This is a genomic window from Pseudomonas citronellolis (assembly GCF_001586155.1).
Lineage (GTDB): Bacteria > Pseudomonadota > Gammaproteobacteria > Pseudomonadales > Pseudomonadaceae > Pseudomonas > Pseudomonas citronellolis.
The window spans coordinates 2,860,669-2,884,032 of the sequence record NZ_CP014158.1 but is presented as its reverse complement, the minus strand read 5'-3'; the positions used below and the strand labels follow the sequence as shown (position 1 = coordinate 2,884,032).

The following is a 23,364-nucleotide window of genomic DNA, read 5'->3' as shown; positions in this document are numbered from 1 at the left end:
GCCGGCCTGCTGGTCTGTGGACTGGTGCTGGGTATGGATAGCCGGACGTCCCCCACCCATGACAGCCGTGAACGACCAACACTGACCGAGACCAGCGGCGAGCAACAGGCTCGTGACTGGGGACTGAACACGGACGAGTGGGCACGTTTCCAGGCCCTGATGCATGGTCCCCTGGGTGTCTATTCCCCTCACCTGGATCCGCTCTCTGCTCTCGGCATCGAAGCACGCTCCGACGAAGAGCGGCGCCACTATGCCGAACTTCAGGTCCAGGCCGAAGCTCGCCGGGTCGAGAAGCTGCTCGCCTACCAGCACGCCTATGACGACGCCTGGCAACAGCTATACCCGGCCGCGTCACGGGTGACGCCACTCGACGTCAGTACTATGTCTATTGCCTCGTCCACCAATGAGCGAGCCGCCGTGTTCGTCAAGGACGAGTGCCCGGCCTGCGATCAGGTCGTGCGCCAGTTGCAGTCTGCAGGCATGGAGTTCGACATCTACCTCGTCGGTAGCCATGCCGACGACGCTCAGATCCGCTCCTGGGCACAGCGCGTAGGCGTCGATCCGAGCAAAGTGCGCGCCCGCCACATCACCCTCAACCACGATGCCGGTCGCTGGTTGCTACTCGGTCAGCCCGGTGAACTACCGGCCGTACTGCACCAGGTGAATGGACAATGGCAGCGGCAATAGAACGCTCGCCATGGACGACCTGCGTGCTGCTGGCCTGCCTTTTGACTGCCGACGCCCAAGCCCAGGAGACACCACCGCCGGCTTACCAGATCGCCGCACAGCAGGCCGGCATCCCCTCCGTCGTGCTGTATGCCATTGCCCTGCAGGAGAGCGGTACCTGGCTCAACGAACGTCTGGTGCCCTGGCCGTGGACGCTGAATATTGCTGGCAGGGCCTATCGCTATGCGCATCAGGCCGCAGCCTGCTCCGGGCTCCAGCAGGCCCTGCAACACACCTCGCCAACTCGCATCGATGCCGGCCTGGGCCAGATCAATCTGGGTCACCAGCAACAGCGCTACCAGCATCCCTGCGAGCTTCTGGATCCGTACCGTAACCTCGCCATCGCCGCCGAAATCCTGCGCGAGCAGCACACCCCAGGACAGGACTGGCTGATCACGATCGGACGCTACCACCGCCCCGCCGGCGGAGCACCCGCCGCCCATTATCGGCAGAGCGTCGGCCTGCGCCTGGCCCGGGTACTTGGCGATGCCCGGCTCGCCTCGGCCCTCCATGGAGGTCGGCCGTGAAGTTCTTGCTCGCTACAACCCTCCTTGCCCTCGCCACTACCTCAAACAGCGATCACACAGCCAAGCCTCTGATCGTCGTCGAAGACCGCGGCGGCACCTCTGCACTCCTCTACTACGAGGCCCTGGATCTCCAATCACGCCCGGAGGAACCAGCGCTGGAAATCGAAGCGCCTCCCGTACCCACTGACTCCTTCAGCGAAGCCGACATGCTGCCTGTGCAGTCGACGTTGCTGACACCAGGTCCAGTAGGACGGCGAGTGATCCAGGCGCCAGGGCTACCGCCCCTTTTCATCATCGGCAACGACGAGCTCTCCCGCACCTGGCTTCGCCGGCATGCCGGCCGCCTGAAGTCACTCGGCGCCGTAGGGCTGGTAGTCAATGTCCAGAACCCCGCCGATCTGGCAGCGCTGCGAGCCCTGGCCCCAGAGCTCCACCTGGCCCCGACGCCCGGCGACGACCTGGCACAACGCCTGGGGCTGCGCCACTACCCGGCCTTGATCACCTCGACCGGGATCGAGCAGTGACCTATTCGCCATGGCACAGGCCTATGCGATCGAGGTGCTGCTGCGGCCAGCCGTAGAGCTGTATTCCGTCGCGGTTTGCGCAGGTGCCGCCGCGTTGTGTCTGGCGGCCCCCTGGTCATTGGCGCTGAACCCGTCGCTGGGCCTGGGTAGCGCGCTGGCTTTCCTGGTGTTCGGCAGCATCCGCCTATGCGAAGCGCTGGTGATTCTCCGTTATCGCCGCAATCTCCGTCGCCTACCACGCTACGTCATGACCAGCCGCGAAGTACCGGTCAGTCAGCAACGTCTGTTCATCGGTCGGGGCTTTCGCTGGGAGCAACGCCACACCCACCGGCTGATGCAAACCTACCGACCGGAGTTTCGCCGCTACGTCGAACCCTCCGCGACGTACAACCTGGCCCGTCACCTGGAGGAGCGCCTGGAGTTCGCGCCCTTCCCAGTGTCCTGTCTAGCCAGGCTCACAGGCTGGGACAGCCCCTTCAACCCCGTGCGACCGCTGCCTCCAGTCGGCGGCCTGCCACGGCTACACGGTATCGAACCTCACGAATCCGACGTCAGCCTGCCGCTGGCCGAACGTGTCGGGCAGACCCTGGTGCTGGGCTCGACGCGCGTCGGCAAGACCAGGCTCGCCGAATTGCTCATCACCCAGGACATCCGCCGGCGCAATACCGACGGCGAGTTCGAACCGGTGATCGTCTTCGATCCCAAAGGCGATGGGGACTTACTCAAACGGATGTACGTGGAGGCCAAACGCGCTGGCCGCGAAGGTGAGTTCTACATGTTCCACCTCGGCTGGCCGAACCTCTCGGCGCGCTATAACGCGGTGGGCCGGTTCGGGCGCATCAGCGAAGTCGCCACGCGTATCGCGGGACAGCTTTCGGGTGAAGGCAACTCGGCCGCATTCCGGGAGTTTGCCTGGCGTTTCGTCAACATCATCGCCCGCGCGCTGGTCGAATTGGGGCAACGACCCGACTACCTGCTGATCCAGCGGCACGTGGTCAACATCGATGCCCTGTTCATCGAGTACGCCGCTCACTATTTCGCCCGCACCGAGCCCAAGGCCTGGGAGATCATCGTCCAGATCGAGGGCCGGCTGAACGACAAGAACACCCCGCGCAACATGATCGGTCGGGAGAAGCGCGTGGTCGCGCTTGAGCAGTACCTGTCGCAAGTCCGGGTATATGACCCCGTGCTCGACGGCCTGCGCAGCGCGGTCAGATACGACCGCACCTACTTCGACAAGATTGTTGCAAGCCTCCTACCACTCCTCGAGAAGCTGACCACCGGCAAGATCGCCCAACTGCTTGCGCCAGACTATGCCGACCTCGCGGACCCAAGGCCGATCTTCGACTGGATGCAGATCGTACGCCAACGTGCGGTGGTCTATGTCGGCCTCGATGCGCTCTCTGACGCGGAGGTTGCCGCGGCCGTCGGCAACTCGATGTTCGCCGACCTGGTGTCGGTAGCTGGGCACATCTACAAATTCGGCATCGACGATGGCTTACCAGGCGGAGGTAGCAGCAGTACGTTGCCGATCAACGTCCACGCGGATGAGTTCAACGAACTGATGGGTGATGAGTTCATTCCGCTGATCAACAAGGGGGGCGGAGCCGGGCTGCGGGTCACGGCCTACACCCAGACACTCTCGGATATCGAGGCGCGCATCGGCAGCCGTGCCAAAGCAGGCCAAACGATCGGCAATTTCAACAACCTGATCATGCTGCGGGTACGGGAAACCGCCACCGCCGAGTTACTGACCAAGCAATTACCCAAGGTTGACGTCTACACCACCACCCTGGTCAGCGGTGCCACCGACAGCTCCGACATCCATGGCTCGACGGCCTTCACCTCCACCGCCCAGGACCGTGTCACCACTTCGAGCGTGCCCCTGATCGAGCCGGCACATCTGGTCAGCTTGCCGAAGGGCCAAGCGTTCGCCCTTCTGCAAGGCGGTCAGTTGTGGAAGATTCGCATGCCGCTGCCAGCCCCCGATCCGGACGAGACCATTCCGGCGGATCTACAGGAACTCGCAGGCTACATGCGACAGCACTATGCCGAAGCGGGCGAATGGTGGAATGGCCAGGAGCTGCCAGGCCTTCAAGAGGGCCAACTGCCTGATGACCTGCTCGAAGGCGTTTCTCCCTCAGCCAGTGCCGGCAAGGGCAACGACGAGGCCCGGCCATGAGGGACCCGGCCGCTACCGCGCAACGCCAACAGGTCAGACAGCAGAGCCTGGTCGTCAATACCATCACCCTGCCGCTACGCATGCTCGGCGTACTGATGGGGTCGCTGCTGCTGTCCATCGTCATCGAATGCGTTGGTATGTACTGCTTCTGGCCTGACCAAGGCTGGCATCACGCCCAGGGCATGCTGGACTACGAGTTGGCGCAGTTGTCCAGCCAGTTCACCCGCAGCCTGCTCATCCAGGAACCAGGCCGTACGGCACAGCAGGTCATCAATGGCGCCTACGAGTGGATCTTCGTGAAAACCGGTCTGCTCGAATGGATAGAACACGCCTCGGCACACGCTCGCGCTCCAAGCCAGAGCAACACATGGGACATCCGCTATTACCTGAGCCAGGTCTATCGCTGGACGGAAGGCTACCTAATCGCCGCGGCATTCACCGTGCTCACCTTCCTGGTGCGATTACTGGTGCTGATCCTGACGCTGCCGCTGTTCGTCATGGCAGCCTTCGTCGGTTTCGTGGATGGGTTGGTACGGCGCGACATCCGCAAGTTCGGCGCTGGTCATGAGTCCGGCTTCGTCTATCACCGTGCAAAAGCTGCACTTATGCCCATTGCGGTGATGCCCTGGATCCTCTACCTCACCCTTCCCATCAGTGTTCACCCACTGCTGATCCTACTGCCATGCGCGGTACTACTCGCTGTGGTGGCGAACATCACTGCCAGTAGCTTCAAAAAATACCTCTGACAGGTGCATAGACACTAACCCATAGTCATATTCAACGTTCGAGACGGTGGATTTTGGTTGAACTGGGGACTCGGCGGAGATGGGAATAAATCAGGAGCATATTCAAACAACGCCATAGTTCCAACCAACTCTCCCTCTGGAGAGATACCTAGCACTGTAGACATGCTTTCAGAAGATACATGCCCTCCTCCGCCACCTCGAGCATCAGGCTCTTTGTGCGCCTGGAGCAATTCCAAGTAATACCTGAACACACCAGGAGGCACGCCATTATCAATTAAATCTACTGCACTATAGGTCTCCCCGTGGCGAAAGTAGTGCTCACCACACAATCCCAGCTTGCCACCTTCAGTTTGCTGCCCATAGACAAACCAGTGATGCGAGTACTCAGCCAGAGCCATCCTGGCAGAGTCATAGTTATAGAACATCGACTCCTCAGTAGAAATTTGCGACCGGTCCCTTTTGAACTCGACAAGCACTAATTTGTCATTCTCTCCAAAGATCCCATCTCCTAGGGTTCTTTCATGCCGACCAGATAGAGGCGCAAAAAAGTTCAACCGTCGGTTGCAGGCCAATGCTATGACCCAAGCATACTCAACAGTCTTCTCCCACCAAAACGGATTCAAATCACCCCCCAGATATGCAAAGCCATTCAATTAAATTTTCTAAATCTTAGCACAAGTGTCTTGGCTAGTGCTGACCCAATCGTTATCCCCACACCATCACACAGAACCTGCGCCCATTGCACCCATCCTCGAGCCGGCCCCAAATACACCATAATAAATGGCTGAATGAGAAGTTCCCAGGCCAAAGACAAAATAAAACCCACCAGCAATGCACTTAAAAATGGAGCCCACCGGCTAAGCCGAAGAGAATACTTACTGACCCAATATATAGGCCACCTTGATTTTTTTCGCCGCTCAAAATCTTTCTGAATGATAGGCGCTAGCAAAGCAAAAGCGCACATAAACACAACAACACCGGTCATACCAACCAGATGCCCTACTGCTCGCGAGTCTACTAGCCACGCGACATCACCTGGAATCAGGTAAAATCCCGGCCATTCTAACTTAGAGACACTCCACCCCACCACCAACAACAAGATAGAAACCATACGTAGCAGAGGATGCAGCGACCGAATAATAAATACTAGCCATCGCCAGCCCGCCAAAACCTTTGCGTCATGAGTCTCATTAGACTCTAAAAATGACTCTGTCATTATCCTCTCAAAGCTCCTTTTCCTCACACATATAAACCACGAAAAAGTGGACCTACCCCTTCAGATAAGCATTGACTCAATAAATCGGGGCAGAATCAAGTTCTCATTACTTAAGGCAGAACGATCGACATCCAGATGAGCATGGCTCCACTCCTCTTCCCACGAGGGCAGGCCAATGCTCCCCTTTTTTCCAGCCAACAAGGAATCCACTTCCGGTCGGGTTCGGGTGCTACTGCTCAGCCTCTACAGCTTGGGTATTTCAGCACCAGCCGGAGCGACGTCGGCTGTGCCGGAGCAAGAACGCCTCACCATCGCCCTGCGCCAACTCGACAGCATCGAGCGGCTCGTTGCGACACAGACTGAGCAGCCGCTCAACGAGCGGGCTCGCTACTACTTCGACTATGCCCGCCTGAACGCCGACCTGGAGCGCATCCGCGCCGGCATTCACGGTTATCTGTCCCCCTCCCGCGCTCAGCCGCGCGATGCCAGCCAGCTCTTCGGTGATTACCGCCAGGCCACCGTTGTACCCGCGGACACAGGGGGCACTCCATGAACGCCGCCCAAGCCAGCGCATTCCAGGCCAACAGCGGCCTCACGCCGTCAGGTGTCTCAACAGTACTCCTGTGCACCGTCTTCGCCACGCTGCTGCTGTGGAGCGCCTGGGCGCTCCGAGGCGCCTACAGCGGCTGGGCCGAAGCCCAATTGTCCCAACGTCAGCTTACAGGCGTCATGGTGCGCATCATCGCCCTGTATCTGGTGCTGACCTTCTTCCTGCTGTCGTAGAGGTCGTCGCCATGAGGCCCTTTCTTCGTCTGCGTCTCAGCCATGTTGGTCGCTGGTCAGGGCTGTCCGTAGTCGCCGCCTTGTCATCCTTCGCCCAGGCCGACCTGCCTACTCTGGAAAACCCATCTCGGGGCGCCGGCTCCGGCATCCTCGAGACGCTGCGCAACTACGGCTATGACATCGTGATGCTCATCGCGCTGCTGGTGGTCGCCTCGATGTTCGTGGGTGTGTGCTACCACGCCTACGCCCGCTACGCGGAGATCCACACCGGCCGCGCCACCTGGGGCCAGTTCGGGCTGACGGTGGCGGTCGGCGCGATGCTGCTGGTGGTCGGCATCTGGTTGCTGACCGAAGCCACCGGCGTGCTGTGACCCTCCCACCATGAGCGACGATATCCGCGCGGACGGCACAGTGGCCTTCCTGCCCCATCGGCTCAACCGCCACCCGGTCGTGGTACGCGGTCTCACCGCTAACGAACTGTGGGTGTGCGCTGGCTCCTCAGGCGCAATCGGCCTGCTCTGCGGGATTCCACTGGCTATCGCCTGCTCGACCCTCGCAGTGGTGCCCTCTGCGATGCTGCTGGCCATCACGGGTGGGATCTTCGCCGGTGGTGGCGCGCTCCGTCGCATCAAACGCGGCCGTCCTGAGACCTGGCTGTATCGGCAGTTGCAATGGTGGACCGCTACGCACCTGCCCCATGCTGCGGCCTTCGTCGGCGGACACACACTGGTGACCCGCTCCGGCCATTGGACGACGCGCAGGAGCCGCGCGCCATGAGCCGATTCAAGAACGAGGTCCTGCATCTTCAGGCACACATTCGCACCCTGCGTACCGGCGCTGGCGCACTCACCGCGCTGGCCCTGGTCATGGGCATCGGCTGGTGGAGTGCGCCACGCAACCTGACGGTTCATGTACCACCGGACCTGCGCTCGGGCAGTACCCGCCCCTGGTGGGAAGTACCACCGGAAAGCGTGTACGCCTTCGCCTTCTATGTCTGGCAACAGCTGCAGCGCTGGCCTACCAACGGCGATGACGACTACCCCCGCAACCTGTACGCCCTGTCGAGCTACTTCACCCCTGCCTGCAAAGCCTTCCTGCAACAGGACTACGAGTATCGCCGCAACGCCGGCGAACTGCGCCGTCGTGTGCGGGGCATCTACGAGATTCTCGGTCGCGGCTATAGCGACAACCCGACCCTGCGCGTGCGCACGATTTCCAACCAGGCGTGGGTCGTCACCCTGGATGTCACCGCTGACGAGTACTACGCCTCGGAACAGGTCAAGCGCGCCCTGGTGCGCTACCCGCTGAAGGTCCTGCGGCTCGACGTCGATCCACAACGAAATCCGTTCGGCCTGGTCATCGACTGCTACGAAGGAGCCCCGCAGCGTATCGCCGCTCCGATCGACTCCGCACAGACCACGCCCCCGCCACCGGAAGACGTCCCATGAGTCGTATCCCGCTAACTATCGCCGTGCTCGCGCTGGCCACCTTCAACTCCGCCAATGCCACCGAGATTCTGCGCTGGGAACGCCTGCCCCTGGCCGTCCCACTGGTAGTGGGCCAGGAGCGCATCGTCTTCATCGACCGTAACGTCCGCGTCGGTGTTCCCACCTCGCTGGGCAACCGACTGCGCGTACAGAGCGCTGCCGGCGCCGTCTACCTGTTGGCAAACGAACCGATCAAGCCCATACGCCTGCAGCTCCAGGACGCCGATACCGGTGCAGTCATCCTGCTCGACATTGCGGCTGAGCCCGCACAGGACAAGCAGCAACCACTGGAACCGGTACGCATCGTCGAAGAGCCAACCGCCAACCCCCGGTACGGTGTCGCCTCGGCGGCCAAGGAACCTACCGAAACCGGTGACTCAGCAACGCCTCTATCCAAGCACGAAACACCACTCCCAGTGGTGCTGACCCGCTATGCCGCACAGAACCTCTATGCGCCGCTGCGCACCGTCGAGCCCGTGCCCGGTATTGCTCGCGCCAACCTGCCAGCGGGGATGCCACTGGGTACCCTTCTGCCAACCTTGCCGATACAAGCCCAGGTGTTAGCCGCCTGGCGCCTGGACGATCTCTGGGTCACCGCCGTGCGGCTGCGCAATACCAGCCCGCGTTGGTTTGACCTGGACCCACGGGCGCTCCAGGGGGATTTTCTGGCAGCAACTTTCCAGCACCCCACCCTGGGCCCCGTCGGCACGCCCGAGGACACCACCGTCGTGTACCTCGTGACCCGCGGTCACGGCCTGGAGCGAGCGTTGCTGCCGACTCTCTCCCCCATCGATGCCTCGCTCAACCAACCAGCGACGCAAGACGGAGGCCGCGATGCGCAGTAATGGCCTGCTCAAGTGGCTGATGATCCCGATGCTCCTGCTACTGGTATTCGTCGGCGTCAAACTCTTCTCAGGCCGCGGTGCTACCCCCCCCTCATCGGACGCCAGCAGCCGCCTCACACCAGAGGAAGCCAAGGCACTCGGCATCGAGGGCGACACGCCGCGCGACACGGTGGCCACCCTGGTTGCGCAGGTTCGCCAACTGCGCACCGAACTGCAGACCGCGCTGGCCGACAACAAGACTCAACGCGAAGAGAATACGCGCCTGCGCCAACGGGAGAGCAGCATCGATCGGCGCATCCAGGGCGCCCTTGAGAGCGGACGCAACCAACTGCGCGAGGACCGGGACCAGGTTGCGAACGAACGTCAGCGAACTCAGGGCCTGCTGCAGGAGCTACAACAACGCCTCGACGGCATCGGCGGTGGCAAAGGTAAGCCCGCGGACCTACCGGTCGGGCTGGGATTGGAGCCCGGGGATGGCGAGGAGACCCTGCGTTGGGTAGAGCCAGATGACACCCATGACGACAAGCATCGTACCGGGAAGAACACCCTGGGCTCCGCCTTCCCCACCAGTTTCGGCCCGGCGCAGAAGACACTCGAGACGACAGCCGGCCCCGCGCTCGACGCGGGGCGTCAGGCCGCTGGCGTACCGGCAACGCAGGCGGTCTACACCCTTCCCACCAATGCCACGCTGATCGGTTCGATCGCCATGACGGCGCTGATCGGCCGAGTCCCGGTGGACGGCACGGTCAACGACCCCTACCCCTTCAAAATCTTGATCGGTCCGGACAACCTCACCGCCAACGGCATCGATCTTCCCGACGTCGCCGGCGCCGTGATCAGTGGCACCGCCTCCGGGGATTGGACGCTCTCTTGCGTCCGCGGCCAGGTGCGCTCGGTCACCTTCGTGTTCCAGGACGGCACCATTCGCACCCTTCCGGAAGACCACGGGCGCAATACCACCTCGCAACGCGCCGGGAACAACAGCTCCACACAGAACGGATTGGGCTGGATCAGCGATCCCTACGGCATTCCCTGCGTCAGCGGCGAGCGGCGCAGCAACGCCCAGCAGTACCTCGGCAGCCAAGCCCTGATCACTGCTGCGGGAGCCGGCGTCGCCTCCCTGCTCGACACCAGCAGCGGGCAGCTCTCCTACGTGAATAACAACGGCGCCATCGGCACTGTCGGCATCGGTGCCAACGAGGCCATGGGCCGCATCCTCGCGGGTGGCGTGCAGGACATGTCGCAGTGGGTCAACAAATTGTATGGACAGGCCTTTGCCGCCGTGTACGTCAAGCCCGGCGCCAAGGTTGCCGTACACCTCGAGGAGCCCCTGACTATCGACTACGCACCGGCCGGCCGACGGGTCGACCATCGCCTTGGAGGAACGCCCCATGCTCAGGACCTGGATTGACGGACCGGCGCTGCTGGCCATCACGCTCATCCTTGCAGGCTGTACGACCAGCAAGGAAGAACTGCTGCCACACGACGACGCCACCATGCTCGATGTCTGGAATGCCGGTACAGGCGGCAGCGCCGGCGGCGGCCAGGCAGCCCGGCAGTTGCTCGATGCGCGCCAGTCGCTGCGCCGCCCTCTGCAGGCGCCCGACCGGCAGGCGGCAATGGCGGAACAGGCCCGCTATACCCGCACCGCAGCCAATGAAATCTATCGACAATTCCACCGCCTGCCCAATCCCGACCTGGTGATGTACGTGTACCCGCATCTTGCCGGCAGCGATCCCGTCCCGGTGCCTGGCTACACCTCCGTGTTCCCTCTGTACCAGCGAGTGCAATACGCCATGCCCGGTGAGCGGGTCGAGGACTACTGAAACACCTGGCCTCTTCAGTAGAGCTGTATTCGACCAAAAGCCAGCGAGAGGAAGCCATTCAAGCTGGTCATTCACTCGCTGCCTCAACCAGAATATTGCGAAATCGCCCTTCCTCAGACCTTCATGCACGGACAACCCAATGCTCTATATCGTAATGCTGGGAGGCAAACATCCGCGGGCCAGGATCGAAGTTCATGATGTGGTCTTCGCCGTTGCCGATAGCCTGGAAGACACCTACCCACAACTGCGTAACGCCTGGTTCGGCAGCCAGGACGGACTGCACATTGACTGCTGGATGGCAGTGGATGGCATCGGCGACTGCAAGGTCGAGCTCAGCACCCAGGCGCCGGCCGATGACGACCTGCGACTGTACTTCATCAACCTTGGCGGCTATGAAGATGGTGTGTTCGGCGAGGCGCACCGATACCTGTTGGTGATCGCCCGAAACAAGACCGAAGCCAAGGCCAAAGGCAAGCAACGCCTGCTGCAGGACTGGTACAAGCCGCATACCGATGCCCTACTGGATGTGGACGATTGCCTGCCCGTGGATCGGGTAGAGGGCCGATACGTGCACTTGGTACCAGGCGGCTCGCACAGTGGCGTGCTACAGCGTAGCGACTACATCCTGATCAATCCCTGACACGGAGGCACCATGCTCGAAGCTCCCTCCATCTTGCTGCCCTCCTACAGCTCCTGCAGGACAAAGGTACATAGCACCTGCCGAGCGGATCTAGCGGCGTCCAGGAGGGCGATCAACCTGCCAGAGTCCACCTAACACTCGTCAAGCCGATGCCGTTCGTGGCACAGCCTGATTCAGGTATTAGGTTGCAAAAGGAATAACTATGCCAATCGGTAAGTGTGCACTTTGCCTAGCTGTTGCCGAGCTTAGGCGATCACATGCCATCCCAGATTCTGTCTTTAAAAGAGTCTCCAAGGAAAACAATGGCCAGTCCATTAGGCTCAATGACGATGACACATCTCCAATCGACTACTCAAGCGATAGCTGGTGGGAATACCAGCTCTGCGGTGACTGCGAGCAGCACCTGAATCTGAACTATGAACAATACTCTCTTTCCGTGATCAGGGCTGGGAAAGGCAAGATCTTTAAACATGAACTTGGTGTGACCTTTAGCGAGATAGACACATTAAAAATACAACTATTCTTTCTATCCATTTTTTGGCGCGCAGCCAACTCAAGAAATGAGGCGTATCAAAAGGTCTTCATCCCTGAACCCTGGAACAACGACCTTCGAATTCATCTCCTGAACAAAAAACGTGTCCCTTTACGTTTCATGACCGTAAAAATCTCTCGCCTAATAGACAGAAGCGTAAAAGACGGCTTTAGTTTAAAAGACCTAAAGAGCATTATCATCTCCCCACTTTTCAGGAAATTACCGAATCACAAGATTTCTTTCTGCTTCCTGTTCGAGGGATTCTTCATAGAAATATTTATGCCTGGCCACACATTAAAACAACGAGCAACCAAAGGAGTAATAAACCCATTAGGCAAGACAATCACCGCCCCCTTTTTAGATATTTTTGATATACCCGAGATCGTTGACCTACTTATTTCCGGATATAAAAAGAATCTAGAGGGAAAAGTCAAATTTGCAAAATAACTAGTGGTCCAACTCGCTCGCCTCTCGAGCTGGAGTACGAATGATACAGAGCCACTTACTCAGAACCAGGCCCTACTCATGCCCAACGAAATTTCCCTGATAGTTTCAATTTTCGCAGCCGTTATTTCGGGACTCAGCCTCGCAATCTCCTTCCATAATGTTCGCCGCGACCGTGCACAAGTGTACGCACGGTCAGAGATTTTCTACGATAGCACTCGTAGCTTAGAACCAGAGCCCAGCATGAGAGTGCGCATCATTAATGCGGGACGCCGACCAATCACAATAACTCAATTTATTGTTATAAGCGATCAAGGCAACTGGTTTACTCCTCTTCGAACACTCGGAGATAAAGAACTACAAGAAGCCATTACCGAGGGCCGACCATTAATCGAGAGGTTTGTTTCGCAAAATACTTCTATCCGGTTGTCTGAAGGTGAAATTTTCGAGATGATTATCCATCATGACGATGACCGTATACTTTATGATTTCTTTGAGGAGGATCAGAGAGAGGCTCAGGACCTTCAGATTGAAGATGTCTTAGGGCGGAAATATAAAGTCAAAAATGCAAAGAAGAGCTTCTCAAAGCTGAAAGCATACAAACCGCCGGCGAATACCTAACAGGCAACTGCCTGGCAGTTCATCCGGGATTATGCGGGCAGAAAAATGACAGGGGAAAGGCCCCCCCTTTGAAGCTCGACCGCCTTTTCTCTGAGGCGCCACTGTCCTAGCAGCATAAACAGGAGAGTGGAAAAGCGGTTTATTGCACGCGGTAAATGCCCGCCTCCTCAATAGTGGCAGCCCAATCATCAAAAGGCGTGGGCATGTCGCGCGAGCAGAATACAGAACCTAGTCAAGATACTTGGCAGCACCATGTTGCTGAACTGCATGCCCACGGCATTTCCGAGCCTGGCAGCGCACGCTTTTGCCAGCAACCAGCTACCCTGGCCGACGAGCAGGCGCTCTATAACGCATCCCCCTCTTTCGTCGACCTACTGCCATGGGTCGAGTACTTACCCGAATCGCGCTGCATGCTGCTGGACGACGGGCACTCCGTGGCGGCATTCTTCGAGCTGCAGCCGATCGGCACCGAAGGCCGTGAGCCGAGTTGGCTGTTGCAGGTGCGCGACACGCTGGAGAACGTGCTACAGGACGCGTTCGACGAACTGGATGACAACCCGTGGGTAGTCCAACTCTACGCCCAGGACGAGACAGACTGGGAGCCCTACCTTGGCACGCTGCGCGACTACATCCAGCCCCGAGCCCAAGGCTCGGCATTTACCGAGTTCTACCTACGGTTCTTCCGCCACCATCTGGGCGCTATCGCCAAGCCCGGCGGGCTGTTCGAAGACAAGACCATTACCCGCCTGCCCTGGCGTGGCCAGATCCGCCGTACCCGCCTGGTCGTCTATCGTCACGTTGGCCAAGCCGCCACTCGCCGAGGACAAACACCCGAACAGGCCCTCAACCTGATCTGCGATCGCCTTACCGGAGGCCTGGCCAATGCTGGTGTGCGCTGCCAGCGAATCGACGCTCCGGACATCCATGCCTGGCTGCTGCGCTGGTTCAACCCGTACCCGACCTTGCTCGGCACCGCACCCGCCGATCAGGAACGCTTCTACGCACTGACCCACTACCCGCAGGAGCAGGAAGCCGGCGAGATCGAGTTGGCCAGCGGCACCGATTTTGCTCAGCGCTTGTTCTTCGGCCAGCCACGATCCGATGTATCCCAAGGCACCTGGCACTTCGATGGATGGCCACACCGCGCCATAACCATCGACCGCCTCCGTACGGCACCGTCCACCGGACACCTCACCGGCGAGACGCACAAGGGCGATGCCATCAATGCGCTGATGGACCAGATGCCGGAGGACACGATCTTGTGCCTGACGCTGGTCATCACTCCGCAGGATGTCCTCGAGGCGCACCTCAACCACCTGGCCCGCAAGGCGGTCGGCGACACCCTGGCGTCCGAGCAGACCCGGCGCGACGTGCAGCAGGCTCGTGGACTGATCGGCAGCGCGCACAAGCTCTTTCGAGGCGCCCTCACCTTCTACCTACGTGGGCGTGATCAGGCCGAGTTGGAGGCCCGTGGACTACAGCTCGGCAATGTGCTGCTCGGTGCTGGTCTGCAGCCTGTGCGGGAAGAAGATGAGGTAGCCCCGCTCAACACCTATCTACGCTGGCTCCCTTGCGTCTACGATCCGGGCAAGGACAAGCGGCAGTGGTACACCCAGCTGATGTTTGCCCAACACGCGGCCAACCTGGCTCCTTTATGGGGGCGCAGCCAGGGTACAGGACATCCAGGCATCACCCTGTTCAACCGTGGTGGCAGCACGCTGACCTTTGATCCGCTGAACAGGGCCGACCGGCAAATGAACGCCCATCTGTTCCTGGTTGGCCCGACCGGCTCAGGCAAGAGCGCCACCCTCAACAACCTGCTCAACCAGGTCATGGCAGTCTACCGCCCGCGGCTATTCATCGTCGAAGCAGGCAACTCGTTCGGCCTGTTCGGCGACTTCGCTGCCCGGTTGGAACTGACGGTGCACCGTGTGAAACTCGCGCCCGGTGCAGGTGTGAGTCTCGCGCCGTTCGCCGATGCCTGGCGCTTAGTTGATACGCCAAGCCAGGTTCAGACGCTCGATGCCGACGCGTTTGATGACGACAACAGCTCGACCGACGAGGGCGATGAGCAGCGCGACGTGCTCGGCGAGTTGGAGATCACTGCGCGACTGATGATCACCGGCGGTGAAGAGCGCGAGGAAGCGCGCATGACGCGCGCCGACCGCAGCCTGATCCGCCAGTGCATTCTCGATGCGGCGCAATGCTGCGTCGCCGAGCAACGCACGACGCTCACGCGCGACGTCCGGGACGCGCTACGCGAGCGCAGCCGCGACAGCACGCTGCCGGAGATTCGGCGCGCGCGGCTATTGGAAATGGCAGACGCAATGGACATGTTCTGCCAAGGAGCGGACGGTGACATGTTCGACCGCCCAGGCTCGCCGTGGCCGGAGGCCGACATCACCATCGTGGATCTGGCCACCTATGCCCGCGAGGGCTACAACGCCCAGCTTTCGATCGCTTACATATCGCTGATCAGTACGGTGAACAACATCGCCGAGCGCGACCAGTTCCTCGGCCGTCCGATGATCAACGTCACCGATGAAGGGCACATCATCACCAAGAATCCGCTGCTCGCACCCTACGTGGTGAAAGTGACCAAAATGTGGAGGAAATTGGGTGCATGGTTCTGGCTGGCCACACAGAACCTGGATGATCTGCCCAAAGCCGCCGAGCCGATGCTGAACATGATGGAATGGTGGCTCTGTCTCAGCATGCCGCCGGACGAAGTAGAGAAAATTGCGAAGTTCCGCGAACTCACGCCAGCCCAGAAGACCTTGATGCTCTCCGCACGCAAAGAGTCCGGCAAGTTCTCGGAGGGCGTGATCCTGTCGCGCAGCATGGAACTGCTGTTTCGAGCCATCCCACCCAGCCTCTACCTCGCCCTGGCACAGACCGAGCCGGAGGAAAAAGCCGAGCGCTACCAGCTCATGCAGCAATACGGCATCAGCGAGCTGGATGCTGCACTCCGTATTGCAGAAGCCATCGACCGGAACAGGGGCATTACATCTTGTGCCGGTATGGCGGGACTCGGGCACTAAGCACGTATTGCCTCACTGAGGAGTCAAGCGCTGCAGGGCTCCGTCCGGATCATAGACACGCAGTTGCGCCGCAGGCCGGGACGAGCTGCTATAGATCACCAGGTTGGCTCCACCCGGCCTTGCCTGCGAAGGGAACAGAATGCCGTCCAGCCCAGCAGCGACCACGTCGTCAGCCATGTACCAAGTGGGCGGCTCGACCGACTTGTCGAACCACTCCGCTCGCCAGTCCACCGTGTAGTCGGCCCAGAGCGGCGGCCAGTGATCCGGATCGAAACCGGCGCTCAAGTCAGCGACGCGCAGGCCGTTGACGAAGAACGTGCAGATCGTGCCGGGACGTAGCCACGGGTTGTCCTGCTTGTATTCGGCCAACGCCGTCGACTCATCCAGTGCCAGGTACAACGCCTCCTGGTCCGGACGGTTGAACCGCCCTCCCTGGCGCGCCGCCCCCATCCCGGACAAGGGTGTGCCGGCATAAGCCGGCACGATGACTCGGTAAAAGGCCTCGTCGCCGTCGGCGCCGAGCATCTTCGAGATCATCCGGCCGCACCGCCGGCGAAGGATTCCAGGTAGGCGATGACCGCATCGGCGCGACCTTCCTGAATCAGAGTGTCAGCGGTCTTGTAGCCGAAGGCTCGCAGCGGCTCGTTGCGCAACAGGAAAACCGCCCGCTGGACATCGCCGGTCATCTCGGTGGCCACCGCCAGCACTCGCACCATGTCCTGCAGATACTTCTGCAGTTGCGGCGCCTGGGGCCGGGCAGTCGGAGTATTGCGATGCACGTGAGCGCGCTCGGCCAACTCCTGGACCCGGAAGCCAAAGAAGTCACCGACCTTAGACGGAGACAGGTAGGGCGTGTTGGGCTCGCGGAACCGCTCGACAAAGGGTTCTTGCAGCACAGTATTCATCTGTCGAACTCCTGACGCAGAGAGCATGCACTTATTTTGCACCCAAAATGAACCCTCGGCAAACTCATCCACTTCGCCTGGAGAGGCGCAGAGCCAGTTCGTCCCTACCGTATCGCCCGCCATTGCGCGGTACACTACCCGCCCACCAATCCCTTGCCCGGTTGACGAGCCCTCGCAGTGACACTGACTGACGCGACAATCGCCCTGCTGCTTACCGCAAGAATCCATGGTACCGATAAAGCGGTGAAAGCCACGGCCAAGCGCTGTGCCCAGGCCCTGCCTCGCAGCCAGCGTGACTTGATGTTTTCAATCGTCAATAGCAAGGAGCCTCTGAAGCTCGTCGCCCATATCGCCGAGAACCTGAGCCTGGACTAGCTCGTCTGGTTCGCTCCGACCTCAAAGGCCGGTCGCCTCTTAAATACCTGCACCTCGGGGAATAGGCACAAATCCTCGCCGGCCAAGCTACACCCCGAGAAAGCAGGGTGGGTCCACAGGGTCCCAGGAGCTGGAGCTCGATACCCATGGGCCGCCTCATGCTCGATCTTGCCAACCGGATCGCCCAGGACGATGACTCAGGGTCGTGCCGCCTGAGGAAATAACCCACGAGACTCACCGCAACCTGCAATCTGCACGTTTCAGCGGGGTATATCAGTTCTGAAACCGTACCCTAAGGATTGATATTTCCACCCGCATTTTATTTTAAGTATGTTAAGCACACCGACGTTATCAACGCTCTGAAAACACATTTAATAGAAAACTCAAAGCCCAGTGCCCACTGACGGGAATTCATTTCCCGGCAGGATTTCCGCTCGAACCTTATCAATACACAGAGATACCCAGCATGGATGTGCACGATCTGGTTGGCGTGGGCTTTGGCCCATCCAATATCGGACTCGCTATTGCCCTGAAAGAAGACTTTGCGGTCGAAACCCGCGATAGCTCGATCCTGTTCCTGGAGTCCAAAACCTCGCACAGCTGGCATCATCCGATGATGTTGCCCAATGCAAAAATGCAGATTTCCTTCATGAAGGACCTGTGTTTCCTGCGCAATCCATCCAGCCGCTATACCTTCGTCAATTATCTGCACCAGAAAGGTCGTCTGGCCTCTTTTGCAAACTTGCGCGACTTCAATCCAAGCCGCAAGGAGTTCGACGATTACTTACGCTGGACGGCAGAGCAGTTTAAGGGATTAATTCGTTATTCTTCTTCAGTAGAAGCCGTAGTTCCGGTAATTCACAACAGCAAAGTCACCTATCTGGACTTGCAGGTACGCGATACTCGTACCCAAGCTGTCAACATCGTGCGTACGCGCAACCTGACCCTGGCGATCGGTGGCCAACCGGTGATGCCAGCCCCCGCCGAACATCCACATGTCTTCCACTCTTCTGCCTTCCTGCAACGCATCGAACACTACGACCCGACCAAGCCCCACCGCTTCCTCGTAGTAGGCGCAGGTCAGAGCGCTGCAGAAATCTATCAATACCTGATTGATCGTTACCGCCATGCGGACGTGCATGTGGTGTGCAGCGGAATTGGTTTCAAGCAAGCGGACGATAGCGTTTACATCAACGAGATGTTCGACCACAGCATGGTTGACCGTTTCTTCGGCCTGAACGAGACCGAGCGCAGCAACCTGCTTGCCAGGCACAAGGACAGCAATTATTCGGTAGCGGACCTCAGCCTGATTCAGCAGTTGTACCGCGAAGAGTACGAAGCCTCGATCGACGGTAGCCGCCAGCGTTTCGGCGTGCTCAAGTTTTCCCGTCTGGCGCATTTGGACTTCGAAGATGACGGCATCCAGGTCCGACTCAAATCCACACTGGACGGCCACGAGCATGTCCGTGGGGCCGATGTGGTGATCTTCGCCACCGGCTACCACCGCCGGCACAACAACAGCCTGCTCAATGCGCTCAAACCCTACTGGCAGACATCCACTAATACCCAACCGGTACTGAGCCGCCACTATGCGCTGCAGACGCGCGAGGACTTCCTGCCTGGCATCTATATCCAGGGGATGTCGGAAACTACCCACGGGCTGAGCGATACCCTCCTCTCCGTCATTTCCCGGCGTGCCTACGAGGTTGCCCAGGACATGGTCGAGCGTCACCTAGCGCCTCGAGTCGACAGGGATATCGCCGTATGAGCGCCTACTCCCGTGGCACCATGACCTTCCTGTTGTGCTCCACGCTCTATCGCTTGGCCTCCGGCGCTCTACTGGTCTCGCTAACGTGGAATATTCTCCACCAGCACAGCGTCAGCTATCTGCCTCTGGCGGTCGCGATCTTCTGTTCATTCATTCCGGCCTTCGTCACGCCGGCACTGGTCCGCCGTCTCTCGCTGCGAATGAACGGCCGGCAGATGAGTGCGCGCTTCCTCGGTGGGCTGGCGGTACTGGGGGTGATCGCAGGTCTGAGCCGCTATCAGACAATAGCGCTGCTGCTGACCAACCTGATTGTCTGGCTGCTCTTCCTGCTGCTAGAGGCCAGCCTGGACATGTGGTTCACCCAGGTTCTGCGCGGACTGCCGGAAGCCTTGGTGCAACGCGTTAGCGGGGCCACAACTGCCAGCAGCCAAGCCGCATTGATGATTGGCCCGCTGCTGGCGGCAGTTCTCACACCACTGCTCGGTAATCTTGGGTTCGCAGTGCTGCTGGCAGCGATATTCCTGCTGGTGGCTGCGATCTGCTACCAGGCTGGCGGCGGCGCCGACGCGCCGCCAGCCAAAGTGCGGCAGGCCTCGACACCTGCCCTGCCGTTGTCCTTGTTCATACCGCTGCTGCTGGTCTGGCCGACGCTCGGCGCCTTCAACTTCATGCTGCCAGTGTTCGTCACGCAGCAGGGCTGGGATCTTTTCCAGCTCGGCGTGCTGGATGCTGCCTTTGGCCTAGGCATGGCTCTCGTGGGGCTACTGATAATTACCGGCGCCAGCGGACCTCGCCTGTTCGCCTTCCTTGCACTGTTACTGCTGCTCAGCGCCGCATCCGCACTGGCCTGGCTGATATTGCCCTCGCAGCTAGCAGCCAAGTCACTGTGCCTCGTAGTCCTGGGCGTGGCCTTTGGTGGTGCCCGCGTGCATATCCGCGCAGCCATCGCCCATCGCCTGGAAGAGGCGGAGGTCGGGCAAGCCGTGAGCCGGGCGAACGCCTTGGCAACCCCAGCCCTGCTGCTGATTCTGCTGGCCCAATTCAATGCCCTCTGGCTGGCATGGGCCTTACCGTTCGCGCTGATCGCCCTGTCGATCGCACTCCTCATGCAGTCGACTCTGCAACGTTCTCAACCCCGCGCGGCTGCGAATGATGCCGCCCGTGCGCCCTGACATCCCACGAGGAAACCATGAGCCACTCCAACAGCTTCGCCCTGCTCATTGGCGGCGACCTTCCCACGCGTGAACGTGCCGTGCTCTGCACCGCCCGGGCGCTAAACCTGCCGGTGGTCATCCTGGCTTACCCCGGGGAGGCTTTTGCGCAACGCCGCCGCGGCGCCGCGGGCCTGGCTGATGACTACATCGCCAGCCCCTGCCTACTTGACCCACAACGTGCTCTCGAGGCGGTACAGGCCTACCAGGAAAAGACCGGAGCGATCCCTGCGGCAGTGGTACCGGTCAACGACTTCGTGCTGGAAGCAGGAGCGGCCATCGCCCGCCATTACAACGTACCGTTCCTCGGTGACGAGGTGATTCTTCGCTGCCGCGACAAGCTCGTCATGAAGCAGGCCCTGGCCGACGCAGGACTGAATGTGGCCGAGACGTTGGCGGTCGACGAAGCAGTCGCCGGATTCAGCTTCGCCCCAGAACAGAGCGCCATCTTCAAGCCCAGCGTGTTCGGTGGCAGTGGCGGCGTGCGCCTGGTGCGTAACCGCGACGAACTGCAACTGGCCCTGGACGATGCCGAACAACTGCTGCAGCGCTACGGCGAAGCCTTGCACTTCGATGCCAGGCGCATCCACCTGGAAGCCTTCCTCGACAGCGAACTGGAGGTCTCCGTCGAGGTGTTCTGCACAGCGCAGGGCTGCAAGGCCATGGCGGTAACCCACAAGCAACTGTCGGCACGTCCCTATTTCGCCGAAATGGGCCACTTGGTTCCCTACGCCGGCAACGATTACGAGCAACTGCTCGCCACCGCAGAGAAAGCCTGCACTGCCTTGGGTATCGATCTCGGCGTTGCCCACGTGGAAATCAAGATCGTCAATGGCGAGCCCTACATCATCGAAGTCGGGGCGCGCCCTGCCGGCGACAAGATCATCGACCTGGTCTATCGCGCCCTGGACGTCGATCTCTATGCCCTGCACGCCCGTAGCTATTGCGGCCTGCAGGACAGCTTCCCGGCCCCCCGCCGGCAGGGCACCGCAGCGGTGACCTTCCTCAAGTCGGCCCCTGGCGTCATTCGCCAGGTCAATGCCGTAGAGCTTCCCGAGGGTGTCCGAGAACTCACCCTCTACAAGGGCGTAGGCGACCTGACGGCAAGCGCTGCCCAGAACTTCGAGACCCGCGAGGGCCACATCGAATGGTTCTGGCCGCACAGCCATGACCACACTCCCGACTTCATGTCCGAGACCGTCCGCCTTTCCGCACGCCTCTTCACTATCGAGCCCGCCTGAGCAGGCTGGAGACGGAACCATGCTGGATAATCTTTCCATCATTTCGCTGGCGGCCCCCGCCCGCAGCATCTCGCATCTGCAAACACCCGCGCACAAGTGCAAGCTCGGTGCCCCGGTGCAAACCTTCCACAAGCATTTCGAGACTGCCGACGGCCTCTTCACCGTCGGTCTCTGGGAATGCGAGACCGGCAGCTTCACCGTACAGTTCACCGGCCATGAGTTTGCCCATCTGCTGGAGGGCGAGATTCATATCGAGGACGGGAACGGTCGGATCCTGCAGTTCCTGCCAGGCATGCAACTCGTTTTCCCGGCCGGCTACTCCGGTACCTGGCACGTGTTGCAGAAGGCGCGCAAAGCCTTCACCTGGCATGAATTGGAGCCCGTTGCGGCAGCGGAGGTAGAAGCCCAGTGAGCCTCTATGAACCGCAACGTCTCAGGCTGCTCGCCGAGCAGCACCAGACGCCGTTCTGGTGCTACGACGCCGCGATCATCCGCCGGCGCATCGATCAGCTACGCCGTTTCGACACCCTGCGCTACGCCCAGAAGGCCAATTCCAACCTGCACCTGCTGCGCCTTATGGAAGGCCTCGGGGTATGGGTCGACGCGGTGTCGCTGGGCGAGATCGAACGCGCCCTGTGCGCCGGATTCCACAACAAGGATGGCGTACCGCGAATCGTCTACACGTCGGATGTCATCGACGAAGAGACCATCGCCCGCGTGGTCGAGCTGGGGATCCCGGTCAATGCCGGCTCGCCGCAGATGCTCGAACAGATCGGCAAGGCAAACCCGGGACACCCGGTATGGCTGCGCATCAATCCCGGTTTCGGCCACGGTCATAGCCGCAAGACCAACACCGGCGGCCAGAGCAGCAAGCACGGCAACTGGCACGAAAACCTGCAGGAGTGCTACTCGCTAATCGAGGGCTACGGATTGAAGCTGATCGGCCTGCACATGCACATCGGCTCGGGCGTGGACTACGAGCACTTGCAGCAGGTCAGCACGGCGATGGTGGAGCAAGTGCGCCGCTGCCCCTTCGATATCCAGGCCATCTCCGCGGGCGGTGGACTGCCCGTAGCCTATCGAGAGACCGACAGCGAGATCGACGTCGACCAGTACTTCGAAGTTTGGGACAGCGCCAGGAAGCAGATCGAGGCACACCTGGGTCATCCGGTCACGCTCGAACTGGAGCCCGGTCGCTTCGTCGTCGCCGAGGCCGGCTGCCTGGTCACCCAGGTACGTGCCTACAAGGACGTAGGCGCCAACCATTTCGTACTGGTCAATGCCGGCTTCAACGATCTGATGCGCCCGGCCATGTACGGCAGCTACCACCACGTTTCGGTGATTCCCCGGCACGCCGGCCAGGCGCCTCGCCCGCAGCGTCCGACAATACTGGCCGGAGCCCTGTGCGAGGCCGGGGACGTATTCACCCAGTCCGCCAGCAGCGAACCGGAGCAACGCCTACTGCCCGGCGTGGAGGTCAATGACTTGGTGGTCTTCCACGACTGTGGGGCCTATGGCGCGAGCATGTCCTCCAACTACAACAGCCGTCCGCTGGCAGCAGAGATCCTGCTCGATGGCGACAGCGTGCGGTTGATCCGCCGCCGCCAGAGGCTGGACGAACTCCTGCAACTGGAACTCTGACCCCGCATGGCAAGGCGCGATGTGCAGGCATTGCCACGCGCCCTTGTTCTGACCTAGCCCCTATCCCGCAACCTGCCGTGTGA

26 protein-coding genes and 1 pseudogene are annotated in these 23,364 nt (G+C 60.5%); 23 read left to right on the top strand and 4 right to left on the bottom strand.

Going from position 1 to position 23,364, the window contains the following annotated elements; translation table 11 throughout:
• Window positions 1-63: 63 nt before the first annotated feature.
• The 5 genes and pseudogenes from PcP3B5_RS12750 to PcP3B5_RS12730 form a co-directional block, all read left to right on the top strand.
• Window positions 64-687 (top strand): annotated as a pseudogene (locus tag PcP3B5_RS12750) (TIGR03759 family integrating conjugative element protein); the annotation flags it as partial.
• Window positions 672-1,253: a lysozyme family protein gene (locus PcP3B5_RS12745; RefSeq protein ID WP_061561452.1), complete on the top strand. Its 582-nt coding sequence runs from the start codon at window positions 672-674 to the stop codon at window positions 1,251-1,253. The pseudogene PcP3B5_RS12750 and the gene PcP3B5_RS12745, both read left to right, overlap by 16 nt.
• On the top strand, window positions 1,250-1,777 hold the full coding sequence (locus PcP3B5_RS12740; protein ID WP_061561451.1) for an integrating conjugative element protein: 528 nt from the start codon (window positions 1,250-1,252) through the stop codon (window positions 1,775-1,777). Before PcP3B5_RS12745 ends, PcP3B5_RS12740 begins: the two co-directional genes overlap by 4 nt.
• A gap of 10 nt (window positions 1,778-1,787) precedes the next feature.
• Window positions 1,788-3,959 (top strand): type IV conjugative transfer system coupling protein TraD, encoded by a 2,172-nt coding sequence (gene traD / locus PcP3B5_RS12735; RefSeq protein ID WP_061561450.1) that lies wholly within the window; start codon window positions 1,788-1,790, stop codon window positions 3,957-3,959.
• Window positions 3,956-4,705 (top strand): TIGR03747 family integrating conjugative element membrane protein, encoded by a 750-nt coding sequence (locus PcP3B5_RS12730; RefSeq protein WP_061561449.1) that lies wholly within the window; start codon window positions 3,956-3,958, stop codon window positions 4,703-4,705. The genes traD and PcP3B5_RS12730 overlap by 4 nt, the downstream gene beginning before the upstream one ends.
• A gap of 14 nt (window positions 4,706-4,719) precedes the next feature.
• Here the strand turns inward: PcP3B5_RS12730 and PcP3B5_RS31430 are convergent, their stop codons facing one another.
• Together PcP3B5_RS31430 and PcP3B5_RS31425 are read right to left on the bottom strand one after the other, a co-directional pair.
• Window positions 4,720-5,130, bottom strand: coding sequence for a hypothetical protein (locus PcP3B5_RS31430; protein WP_145923899.1), 411 nt, complete (start codon window positions 5,128-5,130; stop codon window positions 4,720-4,722).
• Window positions 5,131-5,354: 224 nt separating this feature from the next.
• A complete protein-coding gene (locus PcP3B5_RS31425; RefSeq protein WP_145923898.1) occupies window positions 5,355-5,921 on the bottom strand; it encodes a hypothetical protein in 567 nt (188 codons plus the stop codon).
• Between the two features lie 175 nt (window positions 5,922-6,096).
• Between PcP3B5_RS31425 and PcP3B5_RS12725 the strand changes: the two genes are divergently transcribed.
• The 12 genes from PcP3B5_RS12725 to PcP3B5_RS12680 all read left to right on the top strand — a co-directional run bounded on the left by PcP3B5_RS12725 (window position 6,097) and on the right by PcP3B5_RS12680 (window position 16,140).
• Window positions 6,097-6,474: an integrative conjugative element protein, RAQPRD family gene (locus tag PcP3B5_RS12725; protein WP_061561448.1), complete on the top strand. Its 378-nt coding sequence runs from the start codon at window positions 6,097-6,099 to the stop codon at window positions 6,472-6,474.
• Complete coding sequence (locus tag PcP3B5_RS12720) at window positions 6,471-6,704, top strand: TIGR03758 family integrating conjugative element protein (RefSeq protein ID WP_061561447.1); 234 nt, start codon at window positions 6,471-6,473, stop codon at window positions 6,702-6,704. The genes PcP3B5_RS12725 and PcP3B5_RS12720 overlap by 4 nt, the downstream gene beginning before the upstream one ends.
• Window positions 6,705-6,715: 11 nt before the next feature.
• On the top strand, window positions 6,716-7,075 hold the full coding sequence (locus tag PcP3B5_RS12715; RefSeq protein WP_082816306.1) for a TIGR03745 family integrating conjugative element membrane protein: 360 nt from the start codon (window positions 6,716-6,718) through the stop codon (window positions 7,073-7,075).
• A gap of 10 nt (window positions 7,076-7,085) precedes the next feature.
• Entirely contained in the window at window positions 7,086-7,481 is a 396-nt protein-coding gene (locus PcP3B5_RS12710; RefSeq protein ID WP_061561446.1) for a TIGR03750 family conjugal transfer protein, read from the top strand.
• Window positions 7,478-8,152 (top strand): PFL_4703 family integrating conjugative element protein, encoded by a 675-nt coding sequence (locus tag PcP3B5_RS12705; protein WP_061561445.1) that lies wholly within the window; start codon window positions 7,478-7,480, stop codon window positions 8,150-8,152. The genes PcP3B5_RS12710 and PcP3B5_RS12705 overlap by 4 nt, the downstream gene beginning before the upstream one ends.
• The gene (locus PcP3B5_RS12700; protein WP_061561444.1) at window positions 8,149-9,036 is read left to right on the top strand and encodes a TIGR03749 family integrating conjugative element protein; all 888 of its coding nucleotides are present in this window, start codon (window positions 8,149-8,151) and stop codon (window positions 9,034-9,036) included. Before PcP3B5_RS12705 ends, PcP3B5_RS12700 begins: the two co-directional genes overlap by 4 nt.
• Window positions 9,026-10,447 (top strand): TIGR03752 family integrating conjugative element protein, encoded by a 1,422-nt coding sequence (locus PcP3B5_RS12695; RefSeq protein WP_061561443.1) that lies wholly within the window; start codon window positions 9,026-9,028, stop codon window positions 10,445-10,447. The genes PcP3B5_RS12700 and PcP3B5_RS12695 overlap by 11 nt, the downstream gene beginning before the upstream one ends.
• Complete coding sequence (locus tag PcP3B5_RS12690; RefSeq protein WP_061561442.1) at window positions 10,428-10,862, top strand: TIGR03751 family conjugal transfer lipoprotein; 435 nt, start codon at window positions 10,428-10,430, stop codon at window positions 10,860-10,862. The genes PcP3B5_RS12695 and PcP3B5_RS12690 overlap by 20 nt, the downstream gene beginning before the upstream one ends.
• 139 nt (window positions 10,863-11,001) lie before the next feature.
• Window positions 11,002-11,502 (top strand): DUF1543 domain-containing protein, encoded by a 501-nt coding sequence (locus PcP3B5_RS12685; RefSeq protein ID WP_061561441.1) that lies wholly within the window; start codon window positions 11,002-11,004, stop codon window positions 11,500-11,502.
• Window positions 11,503-11,704: 202 nt separating this feature from the next.
• Complete coding sequence (locus PcP3B5_RS31420) at window positions 11,705-12,481, top strand: hypothetical protein (RefSeq protein WP_145923897.1); 777 nt, start codon at window positions 11,705-11,707, stop codon at window positions 12,479-12,481.
• A gap of 240 nt (window positions 12,482-12,721) precedes the next feature.
• On the top strand, window positions 12,722-13,099 hold the full coding sequence (locus PcP3B5_RS31415) for a hypothetical protein (RefSeq protein ID WP_145923896.1): 378 nt from the start codon (window positions 12,722-12,724) through the stop codon (window positions 13,097-13,099).
• A 203-nt stretch (window positions 13,100-13,302) separates the two neighbouring features.
• Window positions 13,303-16,140, top strand: a complete 2,838-nt coding sequence (locus PcP3B5_RS12680) for a conjugative transfer ATPase (RefSeq protein WP_061561440.1) — start codon at window positions 13,303-13,305, stop codon at window positions 16,138-16,140.
• Between the two features lie 12 nt (window positions 16,141-16,152).
• Here PcP3B5_RS12680 and PcP3B5_RS12675 read toward each other — a convergent pair whose 3' ends face one another.
• Together PcP3B5_RS12675 and PcP3B5_RS12670 are read right to left on the bottom strand one after the other, a co-directional pair.
• Window positions 16,153-16,677, bottom strand: a complete 525-nt coding sequence (locus PcP3B5_RS12675) for an RES family NAD+ phosphorylase (protein ID WP_061561439.1) — start codon at window positions 16,675-16,677, stop codon at window positions 16,153-16,155.
• Window positions 16,674-17,045 carry an MbcA/ParS/Xre antitoxin family protein gene (locus PcP3B5_RS12670; RefSeq protein ID WP_061561438.1) on the bottom strand — a complete coding sequence of 124 codons (372 nt, stop codon included), beginning with the start codon at window positions 17,043-17,045 and terminating at the stop codon, window positions 16,674-16,676. Before PcP3B5_RS12670 ends, PcP3B5_RS12675 begins: the two co-directional genes overlap by 4 nt.
• A 177-nt stretch (window positions 17,046-17,222) precedes the next feature.
• Here PcP3B5_RS12670 and PcP3B5_RS12665 point away from each other — a divergent pair, with 177 nt between their 5' ends.
• From PcP3B5_RS12665 to lysA, 6 genes are all read left to right on the top strand, one after another.
• Window positions 17,223-17,420, top strand: a complete 198-nt coding sequence (locus tag PcP3B5_RS12665; protein ID WP_061561437.1) for a DUF7740 domain-containing protein — start codon at window positions 17,223-17,225, stop codon at window positions 17,418-17,420.
• Between the two features lie 466 nt (window positions 17,421-17,886).
• The gene (locus tag PcP3B5_RS12660; RefSeq protein WP_061561436.1) at window positions 17,887-19,188 is read left to right on the top strand and encodes a SidA/IucD/PvdA family monooxygenase; all 1,302 of its coding nucleotides are present in this window, start codon (window positions 17,887-17,889) and stop codon (window positions 19,186-19,188) included.
• Complete coding sequence (locus PcP3B5_RS12655; protein ID WP_061561435.1) at window positions 19,185-20,360, top strand: MFS transporter; 1,176 nt, start codon at window positions 19,185-19,187, stop codon at window positions 20,358-20,360. Before PcP3B5_RS12660 ends, PcP3B5_RS12655 begins: the two co-directional genes overlap by 4 nt.
• Window positions 20,361-20,377: 17 nt before the next feature.
• Window positions 20,378-21,640, top strand: coding sequence for an ATP-grasp domain-containing protein (locus tag PcP3B5_RS12650; RefSeq protein ID WP_061561434.1), 1,263 nt, complete (start codon window positions 20,378-20,380; stop codon window positions 21,638-21,640).
• Between the two features lie 19 nt (window positions 21,641-21,659).
• Window positions 21,660-22,052, top strand: coding sequence for a cupin domain-containing protein (locus PcP3B5_RS12645; protein WP_061561433.1), 393 nt, complete (start codon window positions 21,660-21,662; stop codon window positions 22,050-22,052).
• The gene (gene lysA, locus PcP3B5_RS12640) at window positions 22,049-23,281 is read left to right on the top strand and encodes a diaminopimelate decarboxylase (RefSeq protein WP_061561432.1); all 1,233 of its coding nucleotides are present in this window, start codon (window positions 22,049-22,051) and stop codon (window positions 23,279-23,281) included. Before PcP3B5_RS12645 ends, lysA begins: the two co-directional genes overlap by 4 nt.
• Window positions 23,282-23,364: the final 83 nt, after the last annotated feature.

Bases quoted from the DNA above. Each gene is read 5' to 3' on its own strand.
- PcP3B5_RS12745 (WP_061561452.1), top strand. From the start codon at position 672: ATGGCAGCGGCAATAGAACGCTCGCCATGGACGACCTGCGTGCTGCTG.
- traD (WP_061561450.1), top strand. From the start codon at position 1,788: ATGGCACAGGCCTATGCGATCGAGGTGCTGCTGCGGCCAGCCGTAGAG.
- PcP3B5_RS12730 (WP_061561449.1), top strand. From the start codon at position 3,956: ATGAGGGACCCGGCCGCTACCGCGCAACGCCAACAGGTCAGACAGCAG.
- PcP3B5_RS31430 (WP_145923899.1), bottom strand. From the start codon at position 5,130: ATGTTCTATAACTATGACTCTGCCAGGATGGCTCTGGCTGAGTACTCG.
- PcP3B5_RS31425 (WP_145923898.1), bottom strand. From the start codon at position 5,921: ATGACAGAGTCATTTTTAGAGTCTAATGAGACTCATGACGCAAAGGTT.
- PcP3B5_RS12725 (WP_061561448.1), top strand. From the start codon at position 6,097: ATGCTCCCCTTTTTTCCAGCCAACAAGGAATCCACTTCCGGTCGGGTT.
- PcP3B5_RS12720 (WP_061561447.1), top strand. From the start codon at position 6,471: ATGAACGCCGCCCAAGCCAGCGCATTCCAGGCCAACAGCGGCCTCACG.
- PcP3B5_RS12715 (WP_082816306.1), top strand. From the start codon at position 6,716: ATGAGGCCCTTTCTTCGTCTGCGTCTCAGCCATGTTGGTCGCTGGTCA.
- PcP3B5_RS12710 (WP_061561446.1), top strand. From the start codon at position 7,086: ATGAGCGACGATATCCGCGCGGACGGCACAGTGGCCTTCCTGCCCCAT.
- PcP3B5_RS12705 (WP_061561445.1), top strand. From the start codon at position 7,478: ATGAGCCGATTCAAGAACGAGGTCCTGCATCTTCAGGCACACATTCGC.
- PcP3B5_RS12700 (WP_061561444.1), top strand. From the start codon at position 8,149: ATGAGTCGTATCCCGCTAACTATCGCCGTGCTCGCGCTGGCCACCTTC.
- PcP3B5_RS12695 (WP_061561443.1), top strand. From the start codon at position 9,026: ATGCGCAGTAATGGCCTGCTCAAGTGGCTGATGATCCCGATGCTCCTG.
- PcP3B5_RS12690 (WP_061561442.1), top strand. From the start codon at position 10,428: ATGCTCAGGACCTGGATTGACGGACCGGCGCTGCTGGCCATCACGCTC.
- PcP3B5_RS12685 (WP_061561441.1), top strand. From the start codon at position 11,002: ATGCTCTATATCGTAATGCTGGGAGGCAAACATCCGCGGGCCAGGATC.
- PcP3B5_RS31420 (WP_145923897.1), top strand. From the start codon at position 11,705: ATGCCAATCGGTAAGTGTGCACTTTGCCTAGCTGTTGCCGAGCTTAGG.
- PcP3B5_RS31415 (WP_145923896.1), top strand. From the start codon at position 12,722: ATGAGAGTGCGCATCATTAATGCGGGACGCCGACCAATCACAATAACT.
- PcP3B5_RS12680 (WP_061561440.1), top strand. From the start codon at position 13,303: ATGTCGCGCGAGCAGAATACAGAACCTAGTCAAGATACTTGGCAGCAC.
- PcP3B5_RS12675 (WP_061561439.1), bottom strand. From the start codon at position 16,677: ATGATCTCGAAGATGCTCGGCGCCGACGGCGACGAGGCCTTTTACCGA.
- PcP3B5_RS12670 (WP_061561438.1), bottom strand. From the start codon at position 17,045: ATGAATACTGTGCTGCAAGAACCCTTTGTCGAGCGGTTCCGCGAGCCC.
- PcP3B5_RS12660 (WP_061561436.1), top strand. From the start codon at position 17,887: ATGGATGTGCACGATCTGGTTGGCGTGGGCTTTGGCCCATCCAATATC.
- PcP3B5_RS12655 (WP_061561435.1), top strand. From the start codon at position 19,185: ATGAGCGCCTACTCCCGTGGCACCATGACCTTCCTGTTGTGCTCCACG.
- PcP3B5_RS12650 (WP_061561434.1), top strand. From the start codon at position 20,378: ATGAGCCACTCCAACAGCTTCGCCCTGCTCATTGGCGGCGACCTTCCC.
- PcP3B5_RS12645 (WP_061561433.1), top strand. From the start codon at position 21,660: ATGCTGGATAATCTTTCCATCATTTCGCTGGCGGCCCCCGCCCGCAGC.